17 protein-coding genes and 1 other RNA gene are annotated in these 14,920 nt (G+C 64.9%); 7 read left to right on the plus strand and 11 right to left on the minus strand.

The genetic code is table 11. From position 1 onward, the window contains the following. Positions 1 to 148 precede the first annotated feature (148 nt). Positions 149 to 1,534: a VOC family protein gene (locus F6X62_RS04990; protein WP_153772874.1), complete on the plus strand. Its 1,386-nt coding sequence runs from the start codon at positions 149 to 151 to the stop codon at positions 1,532 to 1,534. 42 nt (positions 1,535 to 1,576) lie between these two features. On the opposite strand, the gene gcvH is transcribed toward F6X62_RS04990, so the two are convergent. From gcvH to F6X62_RS05035, 9 genes are all read right to left on the minus strand, one after another. Further along, positions 1,577 to 1,960 (minus strand): glycine cleavage system protein GcvH, encoded by a 384-nt coding sequence (gene gcvH, locus F6X62_RS04995; protein WP_054894075.1) that lies wholly within the window; start codon positions 1,958 to 1,960, stop codon positions 1,577 to 1,579. Between the two features lie 50 nt (positions 1,961 to 2,010). Further along, positions 2,011 to 3,093, minus strand: a complete 1,083-nt coding sequence (gene gcvT, locus F6X62_RS05000) for a glycine cleavage system aminomethyltransferase GcvT (protein WP_153772875.1) — start codon at positions 3,091 to 3,093, stop codon at positions 2,011 to 2,013. 124 nt (positions 3,094 to 3,217) lie between these two features. After that, positions 3,218 to 4,840 carry an iron ABC transporter permease gene (locus tag F6X62_RS05005; RefSeq protein WP_153772876.1) on the minus strand — a complete coding sequence of 541 codons (1,623 nt, stop codon included), beginning with the start codon at positions 4,838 to 4,840 and terminating at the stop codon, positions 3,218 to 3,220. A gap of 126 nt (positions 4,841 to 4,966) precedes the next feature. Further along, a complete protein-coding gene (locus F6X62_RS05010; RefSeq protein ID WP_112897078.1) occupies positions 4,967 to 5,971 on the minus strand; it encodes an extracellular solute-binding protein in 1,005 nt (334 codons plus the stop codon). 182 nt (positions 5,972 to 6,153) lie between these two features. Beyond that, positions 6,154 to 7,371 carry a 2-octaprenyl-3-methyl-6-methoxy-1,4-benzoquinol hydroxylase gene (locus tag F6X62_RS05015; protein ID WP_178117524.1) on the minus strand — a complete coding sequence of 406 codons (1,218 nt, stop codon included), beginning with the start codon at positions 7,369 to 7,371 and terminating at the stop codon, positions 6,154 to 6,156. A 9-nt stretch (positions 7,372 to 7,380) separates the two neighbouring features. Continuing rightward, positions 7,381 to 7,863 (minus strand): DUF4442 domain-containing protein, encoded by a 483-nt coding sequence (locus F6X62_RS05020; protein ID WP_054894080.1) that lies wholly within the window; start codon positions 7,861 to 7,863, stop codon positions 7,381 to 7,383. Further along, the gene (ubiH, locus tag F6X62_RS05025) at positions 7,860 to 9,059 is read right to left on the minus strand and encodes a 2-octaprenyl-6-methoxyphenyl hydroxylase (RefSeq protein ID WP_063542059.1); all 1,200 of its coding nucleotides are present in this window, start codon (positions 9,057 to 9,059) and stop codon (positions 7,860 to 7,862) included. The genes F6X62_RS05020 and ubiH overlap by 4 nt, the downstream gene beginning before the upstream one ends. Then, complete coding sequence (gene pepP / locus F6X62_RS05030) at positions 9,056 to 10,390, minus strand: Xaa-Pro aminopeptidase (protein ID WP_054894082.1); 1,335 nt, start codon at positions 10,388 to 10,390, stop codon at positions 9,056 to 9,058. Before pepP ends, ubiH begins: the two co-directional genes overlap by 4 nt. A 22-nt stretch (positions 10,391 to 10,412) precedes the next feature. Beyond that, a complete protein-coding gene (locus F6X62_RS05035; protein ID WP_112897075.1) occupies positions 10,413 to 10,967 on the minus strand; it encodes a YecA family protein in 555 nt (184 codons plus the stop codon). 154 nt (positions 10,968 to 11,121) lie between these two features. Between F6X62_RS05035 and F6X62_RS05040 the strand changes: the two genes are divergently transcribed. The 4 genes from F6X62_RS05040 to F6X62_RS05055 all read left to right on the plus strand — a co-directional run bounded on the left by F6X62_RS05040 (position 11,122) and on the right by F6X62_RS05055 (position 12,533). After that, positions 11,122 to 11,331, plus strand: coding sequence for a TIGR02449 family protein (locus F6X62_RS05040; protein WP_054894084.1), 210 nt, complete (start codon positions 11,122 to 11,124; stop codon positions 11,329 to 11,331). Beyond that, complete coding sequence (locus F6X62_RS05045) at positions 11,328 to 11,645, plus strand: cell division protein ZapA (RefSeq protein ID WP_153772878.1); 318 nt, start codon at positions 11,328 to 11,330, stop codon at positions 11,643 to 11,645. The genes F6X62_RS05040 and F6X62_RS05045 overlap by 4 nt, the downstream gene beginning before the upstream one ends. A 17-nt stretch (positions 11,646 to 11,662) precedes the next feature. Next, positions 11,663 to 11,841, plus strand: a non-coding RNA gene (gene ssrS, locus F6X62_RS05050) — 6S RNA. 83 nt (positions 11,842 to 11,924) lie between these two features. After that, positions 11,925 to 12,533, plus strand: coding sequence for a 5-formyltetrahydrofolate cyclo-ligase (locus F6X62_RS05055; RefSeq protein WP_063542056.1), 609 nt, complete (start codon positions 11,925 to 11,927; stop codon positions 12,531 to 12,533). Positions 12,534 to 12,558: 25 nt separating this feature from the next. Here F6X62_RS05055 and F6X62_RS25165 read toward each other — a convergent pair whose 3' ends face one another. Beyond that, complete coding sequence (locus F6X62_RS25165; RefSeq protein ID WP_172964797.1) at positions 12,559 to 12,708, minus strand: hypothetical protein; 150 nt, start codon at positions 12,706 to 12,708, stop codon at positions 12,559 to 12,561. 175 nt (positions 12,709 to 12,883) lie between these two features. On the opposite strand from F6X62_RS25165, the gene F6X62_RS05060 reads away from it, so the two are divergent. Further along, positions 12,884 to 13,336, plus strand: coding sequence for an EVE domain-containing protein (locus tag F6X62_RS05060; RefSeq protein ID WP_125931031.1), 453 nt, complete (start codon positions 12,884 to 12,886; stop codon positions 13,334 to 13,336). Between the two features lie 36 nt (positions 13,337 to 13,372). Here F6X62_RS05060 and F6X62_RS05065 read toward each other — a convergent pair whose 3' ends face one another. Beyond that, the gene (locus F6X62_RS05065; protein WP_063542054.1) at positions 13,373 to 13,777 is read right to left on the minus strand and encodes a flagellar basal body-associated protein FliL; all 405 of its coding nucleotides are present in this window, start codon (positions 13,775 to 13,777) and stop codon (positions 13,373 to 13,375) included. Between the two features lie 156 nt (positions 13,778 to 13,933). Between F6X62_RS05065 and F6X62_RS05070 the strand changes: the two genes are divergently transcribed. Continuing rightward, a complete protein-coding gene (locus F6X62_RS05070) occupies positions 13,934 to 14,911 on the plus strand; it encodes an NADPH:quinone oxidoreductase family protein (protein ID WP_153772879.1) in 978 nt (325 codons plus the stop codon). Positions 14,912 to 14,920: the final 9 nt, after the last annotated feature.

Raw genomic sequence — 14,920 nt, forward strand, 5'->3', positions numbered from 1 at the left:
GCGGCGGTTCGCCGCTGCGACTTGCCCCGCGATTGGGCCGGCAAATTCAATAGCAAAAGGAATGACCCTCACACTTTTTTTCGCTTGTGGACAAAGTCCATTCCCCGCTTTCATGTAAGGGTATCTACTGACCTTCAGGAAGCTAGCGATGCCCGCCCACGATTTCGTCAGCCCCGACAGCATCCGCGCGCAGTTCTCTGCCGCCATGTCGCTCATGTACAAACAGGAAGTGCCGCTATACGGCACGCTGCTGGCGCTGGTGAGCGAAATCAACCAGCAGGTCATGGCCCAGCAGCCTGAAGTCGCCCAGGCCCTGCGCTGGACCGGTGAAGTCGAACGCCTGGATCAGGAGCGCCATGGCGCGATCCGCGTCGGCACCGCCGAAGAGCTGGCGACCATCGCCCGCCTGTTCGCCGTCATGGGCATGCAGCCGGTTGGCTACTACGACCTGAGCTCGGCCGGCGTCCCGGTGCACTCCACCGCCTTTCGCGCGGTGCACGAACAGGCGCTGCACATCAGCCCGTTCCGCGTGTTCACCTCGCTGCTGCGCCTGGAGCTGATCGATAACCCGCCCCTGCGCGCATTGGCCCAGGACATCCTGGCCAAACGCCAGATCTTCACCCCGCGCGTGCTCGAACTGATCGCCCAACGCGAACGCGACGGCGGCCTGAACGCAGCCGATGCCGAAACCTTCGTACAGGAGGCGTTGCACACTTTCCGCTGGCACCAGCAAGCCACGGTCACCGCCGAACAGTACCAGCAACTGCACGATCAGCACCGCCTGATCGCCGATGTGGTGGCCTTCAAGGGCCCGCATATCAATCACCTGACGCCACGCACGCTGGACATCGATGCGATCCAGGTCGGCATGCCGGCCAAGGGCATTCCGCCCAAGGCCGTGGTCGAAGGCCCGCCCACTCGGCGTCACCCGATACTGCTGCGTCAGACCAGCTTCAAGGCGTTGCAGGAAAAGGTCGCGTTCAGCGATGCCCAGGGCAGCCACACCGCGCGCTTCGGCGAGATCGAGCAACGCGGGGCGGCGCTGACGCCGAAAGGCCGGGCGCTCTACGACCGCCTGCTCGACGCGACCCGGGCCGCCCTCAACGGCGTACCGGCCGAAACCAATGCCGAGCACTACAAGACGCTGCTGGCGCAACACTTTGCCGAATTCCCGGATGATCTGACGCAGATGCGCGAGCAGGGGCTGGCGTACTTCCGTTACTTCGCCACCGAAAAAGGCCTGGCCGAACGAGGTCGCCAGGATCGACCGTCCACGCTGCAAGGCCTGATCGACGCTGGGCATGTTCATTTCGAGGCGCTGGTGTACGAGGATTTCCTGCCGGTCAGTGCCGCAGGGATCTTCCAGTCGAATCTGGGCGACGATGCCCAGGCCGACTATGGCAGCAATGCCAACCGCGACGCCTTCGAGGCAGCGCTGGGACTCAAGGTGCAGGACGAACTTGCGCTGTACGCCCAGAGCGAACGACGTTCGCTGCAAGCCTGTGCACAGGCCTTGGGCGTTACGCTGGAATAGGGCTGCCAGGCAGCCCCTGTGTGCGGCCTCGGCCGCACGCCATCACTCGCCGATGGCAGCCTTGTAGCCTGCCGCGTCCAGCAGTTTGTCCAGCTCGGCCTTGTCGCTTGGCTTGAGCTTGAAGATCCACGATTCGTAGGGCTCTTCATTGAGCAGCTCAGGGCTGTCGGCCAGCTCCTCGTTGACGGCGATAACTTCGCCGCCGACCGGGGCGTAGATGTCGGATGCGGCCTTGACCGACTCGACCACCCCCGCAGCGTCGCCCGCGGCGAACACCTTGCCGACTTCGGCCAGTTCGACGAACACCACATCACCCAGAGCTTCCTGGGCGTGATCGCTGATACCCACGGTCACGGTGCCGTCGGCTTCCAGGCGCGCCCATTCATGACTTTCAGCAAAACGCAGGTCGGCGGGGATATTGCTCATGTGTCGTATTCCTCGGTTGGCTCAGCGGTCTACCGCCGGTAATTGAGTGTTCAGATCAGGGTCTTGCCGTAGCGCACGAAGGTCGGTTTGACCACCCGCACCGGATACCACTTGCCACGAATCTCTACTTCGGCGCGGTCGCCAGTGGCGATGGGCACGCGCGCCAAGGCAATGGACTTGCTTAGCGTAGGGGAGAAACTACCACTGGTGATCTCTCCTTCGCCAATACCGGCAACACGAACTGTCTGGTGGGCACGCAGAACGCCGCGCTCCTCCAGTACCAGGCCGACCAGTTTGTCCTGCACACCACGCTCGATTTCCGCCAGCAGGCCGCTGCGGCCGATGAAATCGCGTTCAGCAGGCTCCCAGGCAACGCTCCAACCCAGGTTGGAGGTCAGCGGTGTGTGGGCTTCGTCGATATCCTGGCCGTACAGGTTCATGCCGGCCTCCAGGCGCAGCGTGTCACGAGCACCAAGGCCGCTGGGGGCGATGCCGGCGCCGACCAGGTCGTAGAAGAAGCTTGCGGCCTGATCGCCCGGCAGGATGATTTCCAGCCCATCTTCGCCGGTGTAGCCGGTGCGGGCGACGAACCAGTCGCCTTCGGCGACGCCCTCGAACGGGCGCAGCTCGCGAATCAGCGCCGCACGCGCAACACTGAGCAACGCGGCGACCTTCTCACGGGCGTGGGGCCCCTGGATGGCGAGGATCGCAAGCTCGGGGCGTGCCTCGATGCCTACGGTAAAGCCTTCGCTCTGGGCCTCAAGCCAGGCCAGTACCTTGTCGCGGGTGGCAGCATTGGCCACCAGTCGATAGCCGTCTTCGGTGCGGTAGGCGATCAGGTCGTCGATGACCCTGCCCTGCTCATTGAGCAACGGGCTGTAGAGGGCTTTGCCGGGGCTTTGGAGGCGGGCCACGTCGTTGGCCAGCAGGCGCCGTAGCCAGGGGGTGGCGTCGGCACCGTCGATGTCGATGACTGTCATGTGGGAAACGTCGAAGACGCCGCAATCACTGCGGACCTGATGATGTTCTTCGACCTGAGAGCCGTAATGCAGGGGCATGTCCCAACCGCCGAAATCGACCGTCTTGGCGCCGAGCGCCAGATGCAGGTCGTACAGGGGCGTGCGCTGTCCCATGGGTTTCTCCTTCCGGGCGTGGCGAAGCAGAGGCGGTCGGTGCTGTTGAATCAACACCTGATCTTGTAGGACCCACCTCTACGAATGCCGCGCATTGTAGCCGCAAGGGCGGGGACTGGCACCCTCAGCGAGGATGCCCAGGACGAGAGGCAGAGCGGCGGATCAGGCCGATGACCGGCAAAAGCCCCACCAGCACCAGGGTCAGGGCCGGCAGCGAAGCGCGCGCCCATTCGCCCTCGCTGGTCATCTCGAACACCCGCACGGCCAGGGTGTCCCAGCCGAACGGCCGCATCAGAAGCGTGGCCGGCATCTCCTTCAGCACATCGACAAACACCAGTAGCGCGGCACTGAGCGCACCCGGCACCAGCAGCGGTAGATACACCTTGAAAAACAATCTCGGCCCCGCCACGCCGAGGCTGCGCGAAGCCTCCGGCAGCGACGGGCGGATCCGCTCCAGGCTGCTTTCCAGCGGCCCGTAGGCCACCGCGATGAAGCGCACCAGATAGGCCAGCAACAGCGCAGACACACTGCCCAGCAACAGCGGCTTGCCGGCGCCGCCCAGCCAGGTGGAAAGCGGAATCACCAGTTGATTGTCCAGATAGCTGAACGCCAGCATGATCGACACCGCGAGCACCGAGCCAGGCAAGGCGTAGCCCAGGTTGGCCAAGCCGACGCCGACACGAATCGATGGCGTGGGCGCCTGACGCCGGGCAAAGGCCAGCAGCAGCGCCACACTGACGGTGATCAACGCCGCCATCGTGCCCAGGTACAGGGTGTGCAGGATCAACGCGCCATAGCGCTCGTCCAGATCATGTCGGCCACGCTGCCAGAACCAGGCCAGCAACTGCAGCAGCGGGATGACGAAGGCGCAGGCGAACACCAGCAGGCACCAACCACTGGCCGCAAGCGCCTTGAGCCCGCGCAGATGATAGAGCGCCTGCCCGCGCGGACGCTCGTTGCCGCTACGGCTGGCGACACGGGCGCGGCGTTCTCCATAAAGCACCAGCATCACGGCCAGCAGCAACAGGCTGGCCAGTTGCGCCGCACCGGACAGGCTGAAGAATCCGTACCAGGTCTTGTAGATGGCGGTGGTGAAGGTGTCGAAGTTGAACACCGAGACCGCACCGAAGTCCGCCAGCGTCTCCATCAACGCCAGGGCGATGCCCGCGCCAATGGCCGGCCGCGCCATCGGTAGCGCCACCCGCCAGAACGCCTGCAACGGCGACAACCCCAGCACCCTTGCGGCCTCCATCAGGCCCTTGCCCTGGGCCAGGAACGCCGTGCGCGCCAGCAGGTAGACATAGGGGTAGAACACCAGCACCAGCACGATGATGACCCCGCCGGTCGAACGTACCCGGGGCAGGCGCATCGGCCCGAACACCTCGCGCAAGGCACTCTGCACCGGGCCGGAGAAGTCCAGCAGGCCGACGAAGACGAAGGCCAGCACATAGGCGGGGATGGCAAAGGGCAGCATCAGCGCCCAGTCGAGCCAGCGCCGACCGGGGAACTCACAGAGGCTGGTAAGCCAGGCCAGGCTGACGCCCAGCACGGTGACGCCGACACCCACGCCCAGCACCAGGGTCAAGGTGTTGCCCAGCAGGCGGCTCATCTGGGTGTCGAGCAGGTGCGACCAGATCTGCGTGTCGATCGACTGCCACGACAGCACCAGTACGCTCAGGGGCAGGAGCACCAGAGCGGCGACAAGGCTGACCGCAAGGTACCAGCGGCGTTGAGGGGAGTGGGGCAAGGCAGGTATCTCGGTTGCAGGTTGCGACCGCTGTGCGGTCGTTCGCAGCTAAAGCCGCTTCCAACCTGTGGGAGCGGCTTCAGGCGAAGGGGCCCAGGAAGGCCCCGAGAGGATAAGCTGTGAAACTCAGTTCCAGCCAGCCCGATCCATCAGGCGAATGGCTTCGGCCTGGCGCTTGCCGGCCACTTCCACCGGCAGGCTGTCGGCCTTGAAGCTGCCCCAGGCCGCGACTTCATCAGATGGCTTGACCTTGGGGTTGGCCGGGAATTCCTGGTTGATGTCGGCGAACAGCTTCTGCGCTTCCTCGCCCGTCATCCACTCGACCAGCTTCTTCGCCGCTTCCGGGTGCGGGGCATGCTTGGTCAGGCCGATACCCGAGAGGTTGACGTGCACGCCACGGTCGCCCTGGTTGGGCCAGAAAATCTTCACCGGCAGCTTCGGGTCGGCCTTGTGCAGGCGCCCGTAGTAGTAGGTGTTGACCACGCCCACGTCACACTGGCCCGCGGCCACGGCCTGGATCACTGCGTTGTCGTCGGAGAACACGTCGGTGGACAGGTTGTTGACCCAGCCCTTGACCAGCTTCTCGGTCTCGGCCTCGCCATGGGTCTCGATCAGGGTGGCGGTCAGCGACTGGTTGTAGACCTTCTTCGCGGTGCGCAGGCACAGGCGGCCTTCCCACTGTTTGTCGGCCAGGGCTTCGTAGGTGCTCAGTTCCGAGGGTTTGACCCGCTCGGTGGAGTAGATGATGGTCCGCGCACGCAGGCTCAGACCGGTCCAGTCGTGGGAAGAGGCGCGGTACTGCGGCGGAATGTTCTTGTCGATGATGTCCGACTTGATCGGCTGCAGGATGCCCATCTGCTCGGCCTGCCAGAGGTTACCGGCATCCACGGTGAGCAGCAGGTCGGCGACGCCGTTCTGGCCCTCGGCCTTGATGCGCTGCATCAGCGGCGCTTCCTTGTCGGTGATGAACTTGATCTTCACCCCGGTCTTGGCGGTGTAGGCATCGAATACCGGTTTGATCAGTTCGTCGATGCGCGAGGAGTACACCACCACTTCATCATCCGCCGCCTGGACGGAACCGGCGAACAGGGTCAGGGCCAGGGCGGCCAGTAGGGGCTTGCGGGGCGACATGGTGGATGCTCCTCGGGGTTAAAGAGATGCAAATGGTAGTGAATCCCATTTTCCCACTCACCCTGGAAGCAGTTACCGGATGTTGCAAAGCAATCGCGGGGCAAGCCCGCGCCTACAGCACCACCCCGTTCTTCAAGCAGGTGGCGTACCTGTAGGAGCGGGCTTGCCCCGCGATAGGGCCCTCACGCCTTGGCCAGGTCTGGCAGGTCGCCGCTCAACCCCAAGGCCTGGCGCACGAACACTGCCTTGGCCTCGGGCATCCCTTCCACCAGTTTCAAGCCCGTGTTGCGCAGCCAGCGCAGAGGCAGAGGATTGGCCTGGAACAGCCGTTCGAAGCCCTCCATCGCCGCCATCAGGGCAAGGTTGTGCGGCATACGTCGACGCTCGTAGCGACTCAGCACCTTCACATCCGCCAGGCGCTCGCCACGCTCGCACGCGTGCATCAGCTCCTCGGCCAGCACTGCCGCATCGAGAAAGCCCAGGTTGACGCCCTGCCCCGCCAGGGGGTGGATGGTGTGGGCAGCATCGCCGATCAGCACCAGGCCTTCGTCCACATAGCGCTTGGCATGGCGCTGGCGCAGCGGTACGCAGACACGGCGGTCGGCGTGCAGCACCTGGCCCAGGCGGCCTTCGAAGGCGCGCTCCAGCGCCTGGCAGAATGCCGCGTCATCCAACGCCATGGCCTGCTCGGCCTGCTCCGGGGTAGTGGACCAGACGATCGAGCACCAGTGCTGCCCGTCATCCCGCGACAACGGCAGGAAAGCCAGCGGCCCTTCGTCGGTGAAGCGTTGCCAGGCCGTGGCGCGGTGCGCCTCGCTGCAGCGCACGCTGGTGACGATGGCGTGATGCAGGTAATCCCACTCGCGCGTCTCGCAGCCCGCCAGGCGCCGCACGGCCGAATTGGCGCCGTCGGCGGCGACCACCAGCGGCGCACGCAGGCGACGGCCATCGGACAGGGTCACCAGCCACTCATCGCCGGAGCGGCGCAACTGCTCCAGGCGAGCATTGGGCAGCAGCCCGACGTCACTGTCGTGCAGACGGTCCAGCAGGCCGTCCTGCACCACACGATTCTCGACGATGTGGCCAAGCACCTGGGCATGCACACTGGCGGCCGAGAAATGAATCTGACCGGTACCGCTGCCGTCCCAGACCTGCATGTCCGAATAGGGCGTCACGCGGCGCCCGGCAATGCCCTCCCAGGCGCCAAGACGCTCGAGAATGCGCTGGCTGGCCGCCGACAGGGCACTGACCCGCGGCTCGAAGGGCGCGGCGTCATCGAAAGGCTTGACCGACAGCGGCCCGCCATCGAGCAGCAGCACCTCCAGGCCACTGTGGCGCAACGCCAGGGCCAGGGCGCTGCCGACCATACCGGCACCGACAATCAACAGATCCGCGCGCATGTCCATGCCTTACGCCTGCCTCGCTTGCGGCTTGAGCCGCACGTATAGGGTTTTGTCGACCCGCGCCACCAGCTCGCCGGCGCCGTCGCGGATATCGACCTGCAGACGCGGCAGGCACTTCTTGCCACCGGCCGTCTGCTGGCGGATGTCGTCCAGCAGTGCGTCATCGATGTGGAATTCGGCGAACACCGGGCCCTTGCCCGGTGCGATGAAGTCGATGCTGGCAGCCTTGTCCCAGACGATGTACTCGCGGCCCAGTTGCTCGATCAGCAACAGCATGTAGAACGGATCGACCATCGAGTAGAGGCTGCCACCGAACTGGGTGCCGACGTAGTTGCGGTTCCAGCGGGTCAGGTTCATGCGCACCTTGACGCTGCGCATGTCGGGGCTGATGTGCTGCACGCGGATACCCGCCCCCAGGTAGGGCGGGTAGAAATTCAGCAACCAGCGCAACATGCGGGCCCGACGGGCGAGCTTGCGGGCGTCCTTCATGCGCGGCCCCGCGGGTCGGGGCGGGTTCCCAGGCCCATGGCCTGGCGGGCGAACCAGCTCTTGGCCGGTGGCAGCAGGTCCAGGCCCAGCAGGCCGAGGTTGCGACCGGCGGCCAACAGCGGTTGGGCGCTGCCGAACAGGCGGGTGACCTGGTCGGAGAAGCCGATGGTCAGGCTCTGATCCAGACGTTGGCGCTGGCGATACCCCTGCAGTGTTGCCAGGTCGCCCGGCTGCTGCGGGCCTGCGAGCAGGGCCTCGGCCAGTGCCTGCACGTCGCGCAGCGACAGGTTGAACCCCTGACCTGCGATCGGGTGCAGGCTGTGTGCCGCGTTGCCCAGCACCACCAGGTGCGGGCGTACCTGCTCCTCGGCTTCGACCAGCGCCAGCGGGTAGAGATGCCGTGCGCCGACCTGGCGCAGAGCGCCGAGGCGGTAGCCGAACGCGTCCTGCAGTTCGCGCAGGAAGGCGCGCTCGTCGATATCGGCCAGACGCCGTGCGTCCATGCCCTGCCGCGTCCAGACCAGCGCGCAGCGGTTTTCCGGCAGTGGCAGCAAGGCCATCGGGCCTTGTTCGGTGAATCGTTCGAAGGCCTGGCCACGATGGGCCTCGCCTGGAGAGATGTTGGCGATCAGCGCGCTCTGGTCATAGGGCGTGCGGCGCACATGAATGCCCAACTGCTCGCGCAGGCCGGAGCGGCCGCCGTCGGCGAGAATCGCCAGGTCGCATTCAAGGCTGGTGTCATCGTCGAGTTGCAGGCGATAACCGCCCTCGACAGGCTGCATGGCCCTGACTTCGGCCGGGCAGCGCCAGCTCACCACCTCGCTGTCCAGCCCCTGCCACAGGCACTGGCCGAGCCAGGCGTTCTCCACCACATAACCCAGCGCAGGCACACCTTCTTCCTGGGCATCCAGGCGGGTGGCGCCAAAGCGACCGCGGTCGGACACCTGGATCTGCCGAATCGGTTCGGCGCGGCGCTCGATGCCCTGCCACAGGCCAAGCTGGTCGTAGATCTGCCGAGTGCCGAAGGACAGCGCCGAGGAGCGTGCATCGTAGCTGGGCTGGAAGCTGTCGCCGGGGGCGAACGGCTCGATCAGCAGGATCTTCCAGCCGCGCGCCTTGGCCCCGGCCTGCAGCGCCAGCGCCAGGCTGGCACCGACCAGGCCGCCGCCGATGATCGCCAGGTTGACCCGGCTCATGCCACGTCCTTGCGCGCGTCGAGCATCAGTGCCTCGATTTCGTCGACTGTCTTCGGCACACCCGAAGTAAGAATTTCACAGCCCTTTCTGGTGACCACCACGTCGTCCTCGATCCGCACCCCGATGCCGCGCCACTTCTTCGCCACGCTCTGGTTGTCGGCTGCGATGTAGATACCTGGTTCGACAGTCAGCGCCATGCCCGGTTCGAGCACCCGCCACTGACCGCCGACCTTGTATTCACCTACATCGTGCACATCCATGCCGAGCCAGTGTCCGGCACGGTGCATGTAGAACGCGCGGTAGGCTTCGCTGTCGATCAGCGCCTGCACCTCACCCTTGAGCAGCCCCAGCTCGACCAGGCCCTGGGTGATCACCCGCACCGTCGCTTCATGGGCGTGATTCCAGTGTTTGCCCGGCGCAATCTCGGCAAAGGCGGCTTCCTGGGCCTTGAGCACCAGTTCGTAGATCGCCTTCTGCTCGGGCGAGAACCGCCCGCTGACCGGGAAGGTACGGGTGATGTCGCTGGCGTAGCAGTCGATCTCGCAACCGGCGTCGATCAGCACGAGGTCACCGTCCTTGAGCGGCGCATCGTTCTGCTGATAGTGCAGGATGCAGGCATTGCGCCCGGCAGCGACGATCGAGCCGTAGGCCGGCATCTTCGCGCCACCCTTGCGGAACTCGTAGTCCAGCTCGGCCTCCAGGCTGTATTCGTGCAGACCGGCGCGGCAGGCCTGCATGGCCCGTACATGGGCGCGCGCGGAAATCGCCGCGGCCTCACGCATCACCTTCACCTCCGCTGCCGATTTATACAGGCGCATGTCGTGCAGCAGATGATCCAGGGCAACGAACTCGTTCGGCGGCTGCGCGCCAAGGCGTGCCTTGGAACGGATCACATTGATCCAGTCCATCAGCCGGCGGTCGAACTCGGGGTTGCTGCCCATGGCGCTGTAGACCCGCTCGCGACCTTCGATCAGGCCGGGGAGGATCTCGTCGATATCGGTGATCGGGAAGGCATCGTCGGCGCCGAAGTCGCGTATCGCACCCTCCTGGCCGGCACGCAGGCCGTCCCAGAGCTCGCGCTCGGGGTTGCGCTCGCGGCAGAACAGCACGTACTCGCCGTGCTCGCGACCGGGGATCAGGGCGATCACCGCCTCGGGTTCCGGGAAACCGCTCAGGTACTGGAAGTCGCTATCCTGGCGATAGACGTGCTCGACGTCGCGGTTACGGATCGCGACGGCCGCCGCCGGCAGGATGGCGATGCTGTCGGGGACCATCTGCGCCATCAGCGCCTTGCGCCGACGGGCGTACTCCGCCTTGGGTATGTGGCTCATGGGCAAACGACCCCCGGGTCGATCAATGAAGCGATGGTTTTGGTGCCGGCGCAACAGGCGCGGCCAGCTCCGTGTACAGCAGCAGCGGTGCGACGCGCAGGTACTCCATGACTTCCATGTAGTCGCTCTCGCCGTCCTCGGACTCTTCCAGCGCTTCTTGCACTTGCGAGATGGCGACCAGGTCCTGGAGCACTTCCTTGGCATCGGTGGACAGGTCCTTGCCGCCCGCGTTCAGGCCAAAACCGGTAATGAAGCCCTGGCACCATTGGCCCAGTGCCGTGGCGCGATCGCTCAGGGCGGCATCATCGGTCGGCAGCAGCAGCACGATGGCGACGTCTTCGCCGGTCAGCTCGGCCTTGACCATCTCCTGCAGGCCGATCAGGGCGTTGCGGACGTTGTCACCGGGCTCGGTTTCAAGCAGTTGGGCGGCGTCGGCCAGCCAGGCGTCGGCATCGAAGCCGGCACCGGCGCAGCTGCGGCCGATCAGCAGGCCGTGCAGCTCGGCAGGGGTGGCGGGATGGCCATTGCTGGAGAGCAGCATGGCGAAGGCGGTGTAAGGCGATTGGGTATTGGGCATGGGCGGCTAGGCGCCAGACGGCGCATATGACTAGAATGAAGACCTTGTATCCTAGCACCGGCAGGCGCGCCAAGACCATCTGCGCTGGCCGTCGCGGCTCGGGCAGAGGCATGATCGCCAGGCGATCGACGAAGGAGCGGATCGAGTGCAACCCATGCAAGACAATGACCTGCAAGCGCTGATGAGCCGATTCGAGTTGCTGATCGAGCGCGTCGAGCAACTAAAACGGCAAAATGCACTCCTAGTAGCTCAGGAAAAATCCTGGCGCGAAGAGCGCGCCCACCTCATCGAAAAGAACGAGATCGCCCGGCACAAGATCGAGTCGATGATCTTGCGTCTGAAGGCCCTGGAGCAAGACTCATGAGTTCAAGCAATAGCGTCACCGTCCAGATTCTCGACAAGGAATACTCGATCATCTGCCCGCCGGAAGAACGCAACAACCTGGTCGGTGCCGCGCGCTACCTGGACGGCAAGATGCGCGAGATCCGCAGCAGCGGCAAGGTGATCGGTGCCGACCGCATCGCGGTAATGGCAGCACTGAACATCACCCATGAACTGCTGCACCGCCAGGAGCGCCCTGACGTCGCCAGCGGCGGCACCACCCGCGAGCAGGTGCGCGACCTGCTCGAGCGTGTCGACCAGGCACTGTCCGACGACGCGGTTAGCAAAAAAGATTGAGATTGGTATACTGGCGCCACTCCCTGGGGGATGCGCCAGTCGGTTATGTCCCTGAGCCGATACGCACAACCACGGGGGTTGCACGTGGGGCAGGTGTGCATGTCCGCTCGACGGAAAGCCTTAACGCCTCCTGCAATCTCCACCTTGAACTTTCGGGTTCAAGGGCTACACCGATAGCGGTCTTGTCGGGGAGCCTGAATTCTCAATGCCCGCCTTTACCGGCGGGCATTTCGTTTGTGCCGCCGCCGTCGGCGGCCAGCATCCGGGATCGCCTGTGCCATGACCGACACCGTGCCGCTCACCCGCCCACAACTTCGCCGCGTGCTGCGCAACGCACGACGCGCGTTGACGCCCGCCCAGCAACGCCAGGCCGCCGTCGGACTGTACCGGCAACTGGCCCAGCACCCGCTGTTTCGCCGCGCGCGGCATATCGCCCTGTACCTGCCCAACGACGGCGAGATCGACCCACGCCTGCTACTGCGCGAAGCCCAGCGGCGCGGCAAGCGCACCTACCTGCCAGTGCTGCATGCATGGCCGCGCACGCGCATGGTGTTCCAACGCTTCGAACAGGGCGAAAAACTGCGACGTAATCGCTTCCGTATTCCTGAACCGGTCATCGAGCGCAAGCGTCAGCGGCCGGTCTGGTCGCTCGACCTGATCCTGCTGCCACTGGTGGGTTTCGATGAAGTGGGCGGACGGCTGGGGATGGGCGGCGGCTTCTATGATCGCAGCCTGGCCTATCAGGGGCGGCGCAAGGCGTGGAAGAAACCGCTGCTGCTGGGGCTGGCACATGAATGCCAGAAGGTGGAACGACTGGCGCAGGCCAGTTGGGACGTACCCTTGCGCGGAACGGTCTCGGACCGTGACTGGTACCTGGCGCCGGCCTGAAAGTCAGGCCGCGCGCCGCAGAAATTCAGCGTTGCTGTTGGGCGGATACGGCCGGCGCCTGATAGGCGGCGTCCAGCTTTCGCTCCCACAGACCCTGCGCATAACCCGTGGTGACGACGCCCAGACCGAAGATGAAGGCCAGGATCCACAGCAGGTCCGGTTTGCGTTTGTTCATCGTTGCCCCCCTAGGCAAACTGTTCAGGCTCGGCAGCCTTCTTGGTGCTACCGGAGCGTATAGCTTTAAAATCGGCGCATTTTCCGACAACGTGACGCGGCACGCAAACGTTGACGCCAACCGGCTGTCGGTTTGATGCAACATCTTATTTCAAACCTTGTCAGGAGCAGCACCCATGGCCTACTGGCTGATGAAATCCGAGCCCGACGAACTTTCCATCGAAGGCTTGGCCCGTCTCGGCCAGGCGCGCTGGGACGGGGTGCGCAACTACCAGGCACGCAATTTCCTGCGGAACATGAGCGTAGGCGACGAATTCTTCTTCTACCACTCCAGTTGCCCGCAACCGGGCATCGCCGGGATCGCCCGGATCAAGGCCGGCGCCTACCCCGACCCGACGGCGCTGGACCCGCAAAGCCACTACTTCGACGCCAAGGCCAGTGCCGAGAAGAACCCCTGGAGCGCAGTGGATGTCGAGCATGTGCGTACTTTCGGCCAGGTGCTTGGCCTCGGCTTGCTCAAGCAGCAGACGGCGCTGGAAGCGCTTGCACTGGTACAGAAGGGCAGCCGCTTGTCGGTAATGCCGGTGACCCCGGAGCAATGGCAGGCGATCTGCGCACTGGCGAGGTGATCCAGGCAGCCGATGTGTGGGCGCCCGTCAGGGACCTCACTGCACGATCAGGTTGTTGAACAGCAGGTCCTCGACGATAGGCTTGCCTTCTTCGGTTTCCATCACCTGCTGGACCTGCTTCAAGGCTTCCTGACGCAACGCTTCCTTGGCCTCGACATTGCTCATGTTGTCCACACCTTGCTGGGTGAACAGCGCCACCAGTTGGTTGCGGATCAGCGGCTCATGGTGCTTGACCGCCGCGGCAGCGGCATCGCCAGTCACGCGCAGGGCCACGTCGGCCTTGTAGACGCGCAGCTTGGGGCCGCCATCCAGGGCGTAGTTGCCGACCAGAGGCGGGCTCAGGTTGATGTAGGCAACCTTCGGTTGGCCTTCCTTGCTCTCTTCGGCCATGGCCGCCACGGGCAGCATCAGGGCCAGCACCATCAAGATCCACGCTTTCACGAAATCGCTCCTCAATACAATTGACGCCAGCTTACCCAGCGCATCGCTCAAACCCAAGCCCGGGCTTATGCCGGCTCATCAGAGCAGGCCATGCTCGTTGACCCACCCCTTCGTCCTCCTACACTTATCGGCCATCACCCGCAAAGGAATAGCCCGATGAAAGCTGTGTTGTGCAAAACCCTGGGCCCGGCACGGGACCTGGTGCTGGAAGAGGTCGCAGGCCCCGTGCCGAAAAAGAACGAGATCCTCCTCGAGGTGCATGCCGCCGGGGTCAACTTCCCCGACACCCTGATCATCGAAGGCAAGTACCAGTTTCAACCTCCTCTACCCTTTTCGCCTGGCGGTGAAGCGGCCGGCGTGGTGGCGGCGGTCGGCGAGAAGGCCGGGGCTTTCAAGGTCGGCGACCGGGTCATGGCCCTCACCGGCTGGGGCGCCTTCGCCGAGCAGGTCGCGGTGCCTTATTACAATGTGCTACCCATCCCGGCAGGCATGGATTTCACCACGGCGGCCGCCTTCGGCATGACCTACGGCACCTCGATGCACGCACTTACCCAGCGTGGCCAGCTCAAGGCAGGGGAAACCCTGCTGGTGCTCGGCGCGTCAGGGGGCGTGGGTCTGGCAGCGGTGGAAATCGGCAAGGCACTGGGTGCACGGGTCATCGCGGCGGCCAGCAGCGCCGAGAAGCTCGCCGTGGCCAAGGCAGCCGGGGCGGATGAGCTGATCGACTACAGCCAGGCCAGCCTCAAGGAAGAGATCAAGCGCCTGACCAACGGCCAGGGTGTGGATGTGATCTACGACCCGGTCGGCGGCGAGTTGTTCGACCAGGCCGTACGAGGCCTGGCCTGGAACGGCCGGCTGCTGGTGGTGGGATTCGCCAGTGGCACCATCCCGCAGATGGCAGCCAATCTGGTGCTGCTCAAGGGCGCGGCGGTGCTGGGGGTGTTCTGGGGCGCGTTCGCCCAGCGCCAACCAGAAGACAACGCTGCCAACTTCCGCCAGCTGTTTGCGTGGCATTCCGAGGGCAAGTTGAAACCGCTGGTGTCGCAGACCTACGCGCTGGGCGAAGCGGGTGCGGCTATCGAACGGTTGGGGCAACGGCAGGCGGTGGGCAAGCTGGTGGTGTTGACCAGGTGATTCGGTGAT

Origin of the sequence: Pseudomonas sp. MNR3A (genome assembly GCF_009650575.1) — a bacterium.
Lineage (GTDB): Bacteria > Pseudomonadota > Gammaproteobacteria > Pseudomonadales > Pseudomonadaceae > Aquipseudomonas > Aquipseudomonas machongensis.

What these genes read in the sequence shown, in the direction of transcription:
- F6X62_RS25165 (WP_172964797.1), bottom strand. Translation starts at nt 12,708, where the DNA reads ATGAACAAACGCAAACCGGACCTGCTGTGGATCCTGGCCTTCATCTTC.
- gcvH (WP_054894075.1), bottom strand. Translation starts at nt 1,960, where the DNA reads ATGAGCAATATCCCCGCCGACCTGCGTTTTGCTGAAAGTCATGAATGG.
- F6X62_RS05070 (WP_153772879.1), top strand. Translation starts at nt 13,934, where the DNA reads ATGAAAGCTGTGTTGTGCAAAACCCTGGGCCCGGCACGGGACCTGGTG.
- F6X62_RS05035 (WP_112897075.1), bottom strand. Translation starts at nt 10,967, where the DNA reads ATGCCCAATACCCAATCGCCTTACACCGCCTTCGCCATGCTGCTCTCC.
- F6X62_RS05060 (WP_125931031.1), top strand. Translation starts at nt 12,884, where the DNA reads ATGGCCTACTGGCTGATGAAATCCGAGCCCGACGAACTTTCCATCGAA.
- F6X62_RS05010 (WP_112897078.1), bottom strand. Translation starts at nt 5,971, where the DNA reads ATGTCGCCCCGCAAGCCCCTACTGGCCGCCCTGGCCCTGACCCTGTTC.
- F6X62_RS05040 (WP_054894084.1), top strand. Translation starts at nt 11,122, where the DNA reads ATGCAAGACAATGACCTGCAAGCGCTGATGAGCCGATTCGAGTTGCTG.
- gcvT (WP_153772875.1), bottom strand. Translation starts at nt 3,093, where the DNA reads ATGGGACAGCGCACGCCCCTGTACGACCTGCATCTGGCGCTCGGCGCC.
- F6X62_RS05055 (WP_063542056.1), top strand. Translation starts at nt 11,925, where the DNA reads ATGACCGACACCGTGCCGCTCACCCGCCCACAACTTCGCCGCGTGCTG.
- pepP (WP_054894082.1), bottom strand. Translation starts at nt 10,390, where the DNA reads ATGAGCCACATACCCAAGGCGGAGTACGCCCGTCGGCGCAAGGCGCTG.
- F6X62_RS04990 (WP_153772874.1), top strand. Translation starts at nt 149, where the DNA reads ATGCCCGCCCACGATTTCGTCAGCCCCGACAGCATCCGCGCGCAGTTC.
- F6X62_RS05015 (WP_178117524.1), bottom strand. Translation starts at nt 7,371, where the DNA reads ATGCGCGCGGATCTGTTGATTGTCGGTGCCGGTATGGTCGGCAGCGCC.
- F6X62_RS05045 (WP_153772878.1), top strand. Translation starts at nt 11,328, where the DNA reads ATGAGTTCAAGCAATAGCGTCACCGTCCAGATTCTCGACAAGGAATAC.
- ubiH (WP_063542059.1), bottom strand. Translation starts at nt 9,059, where the DNA reads ATGAGCCGGGTCAACCTGGCGATCATCGGCGGCGGCCTGGTCGGTGCC.
- F6X62_RS05020 (WP_054894080.1), bottom strand. Translation starts at nt 7,863, where the DNA reads ATGAAGGACGCCCGCAAGCTCGCCCGTCGGGCCCGCATGTTGCGCTGG.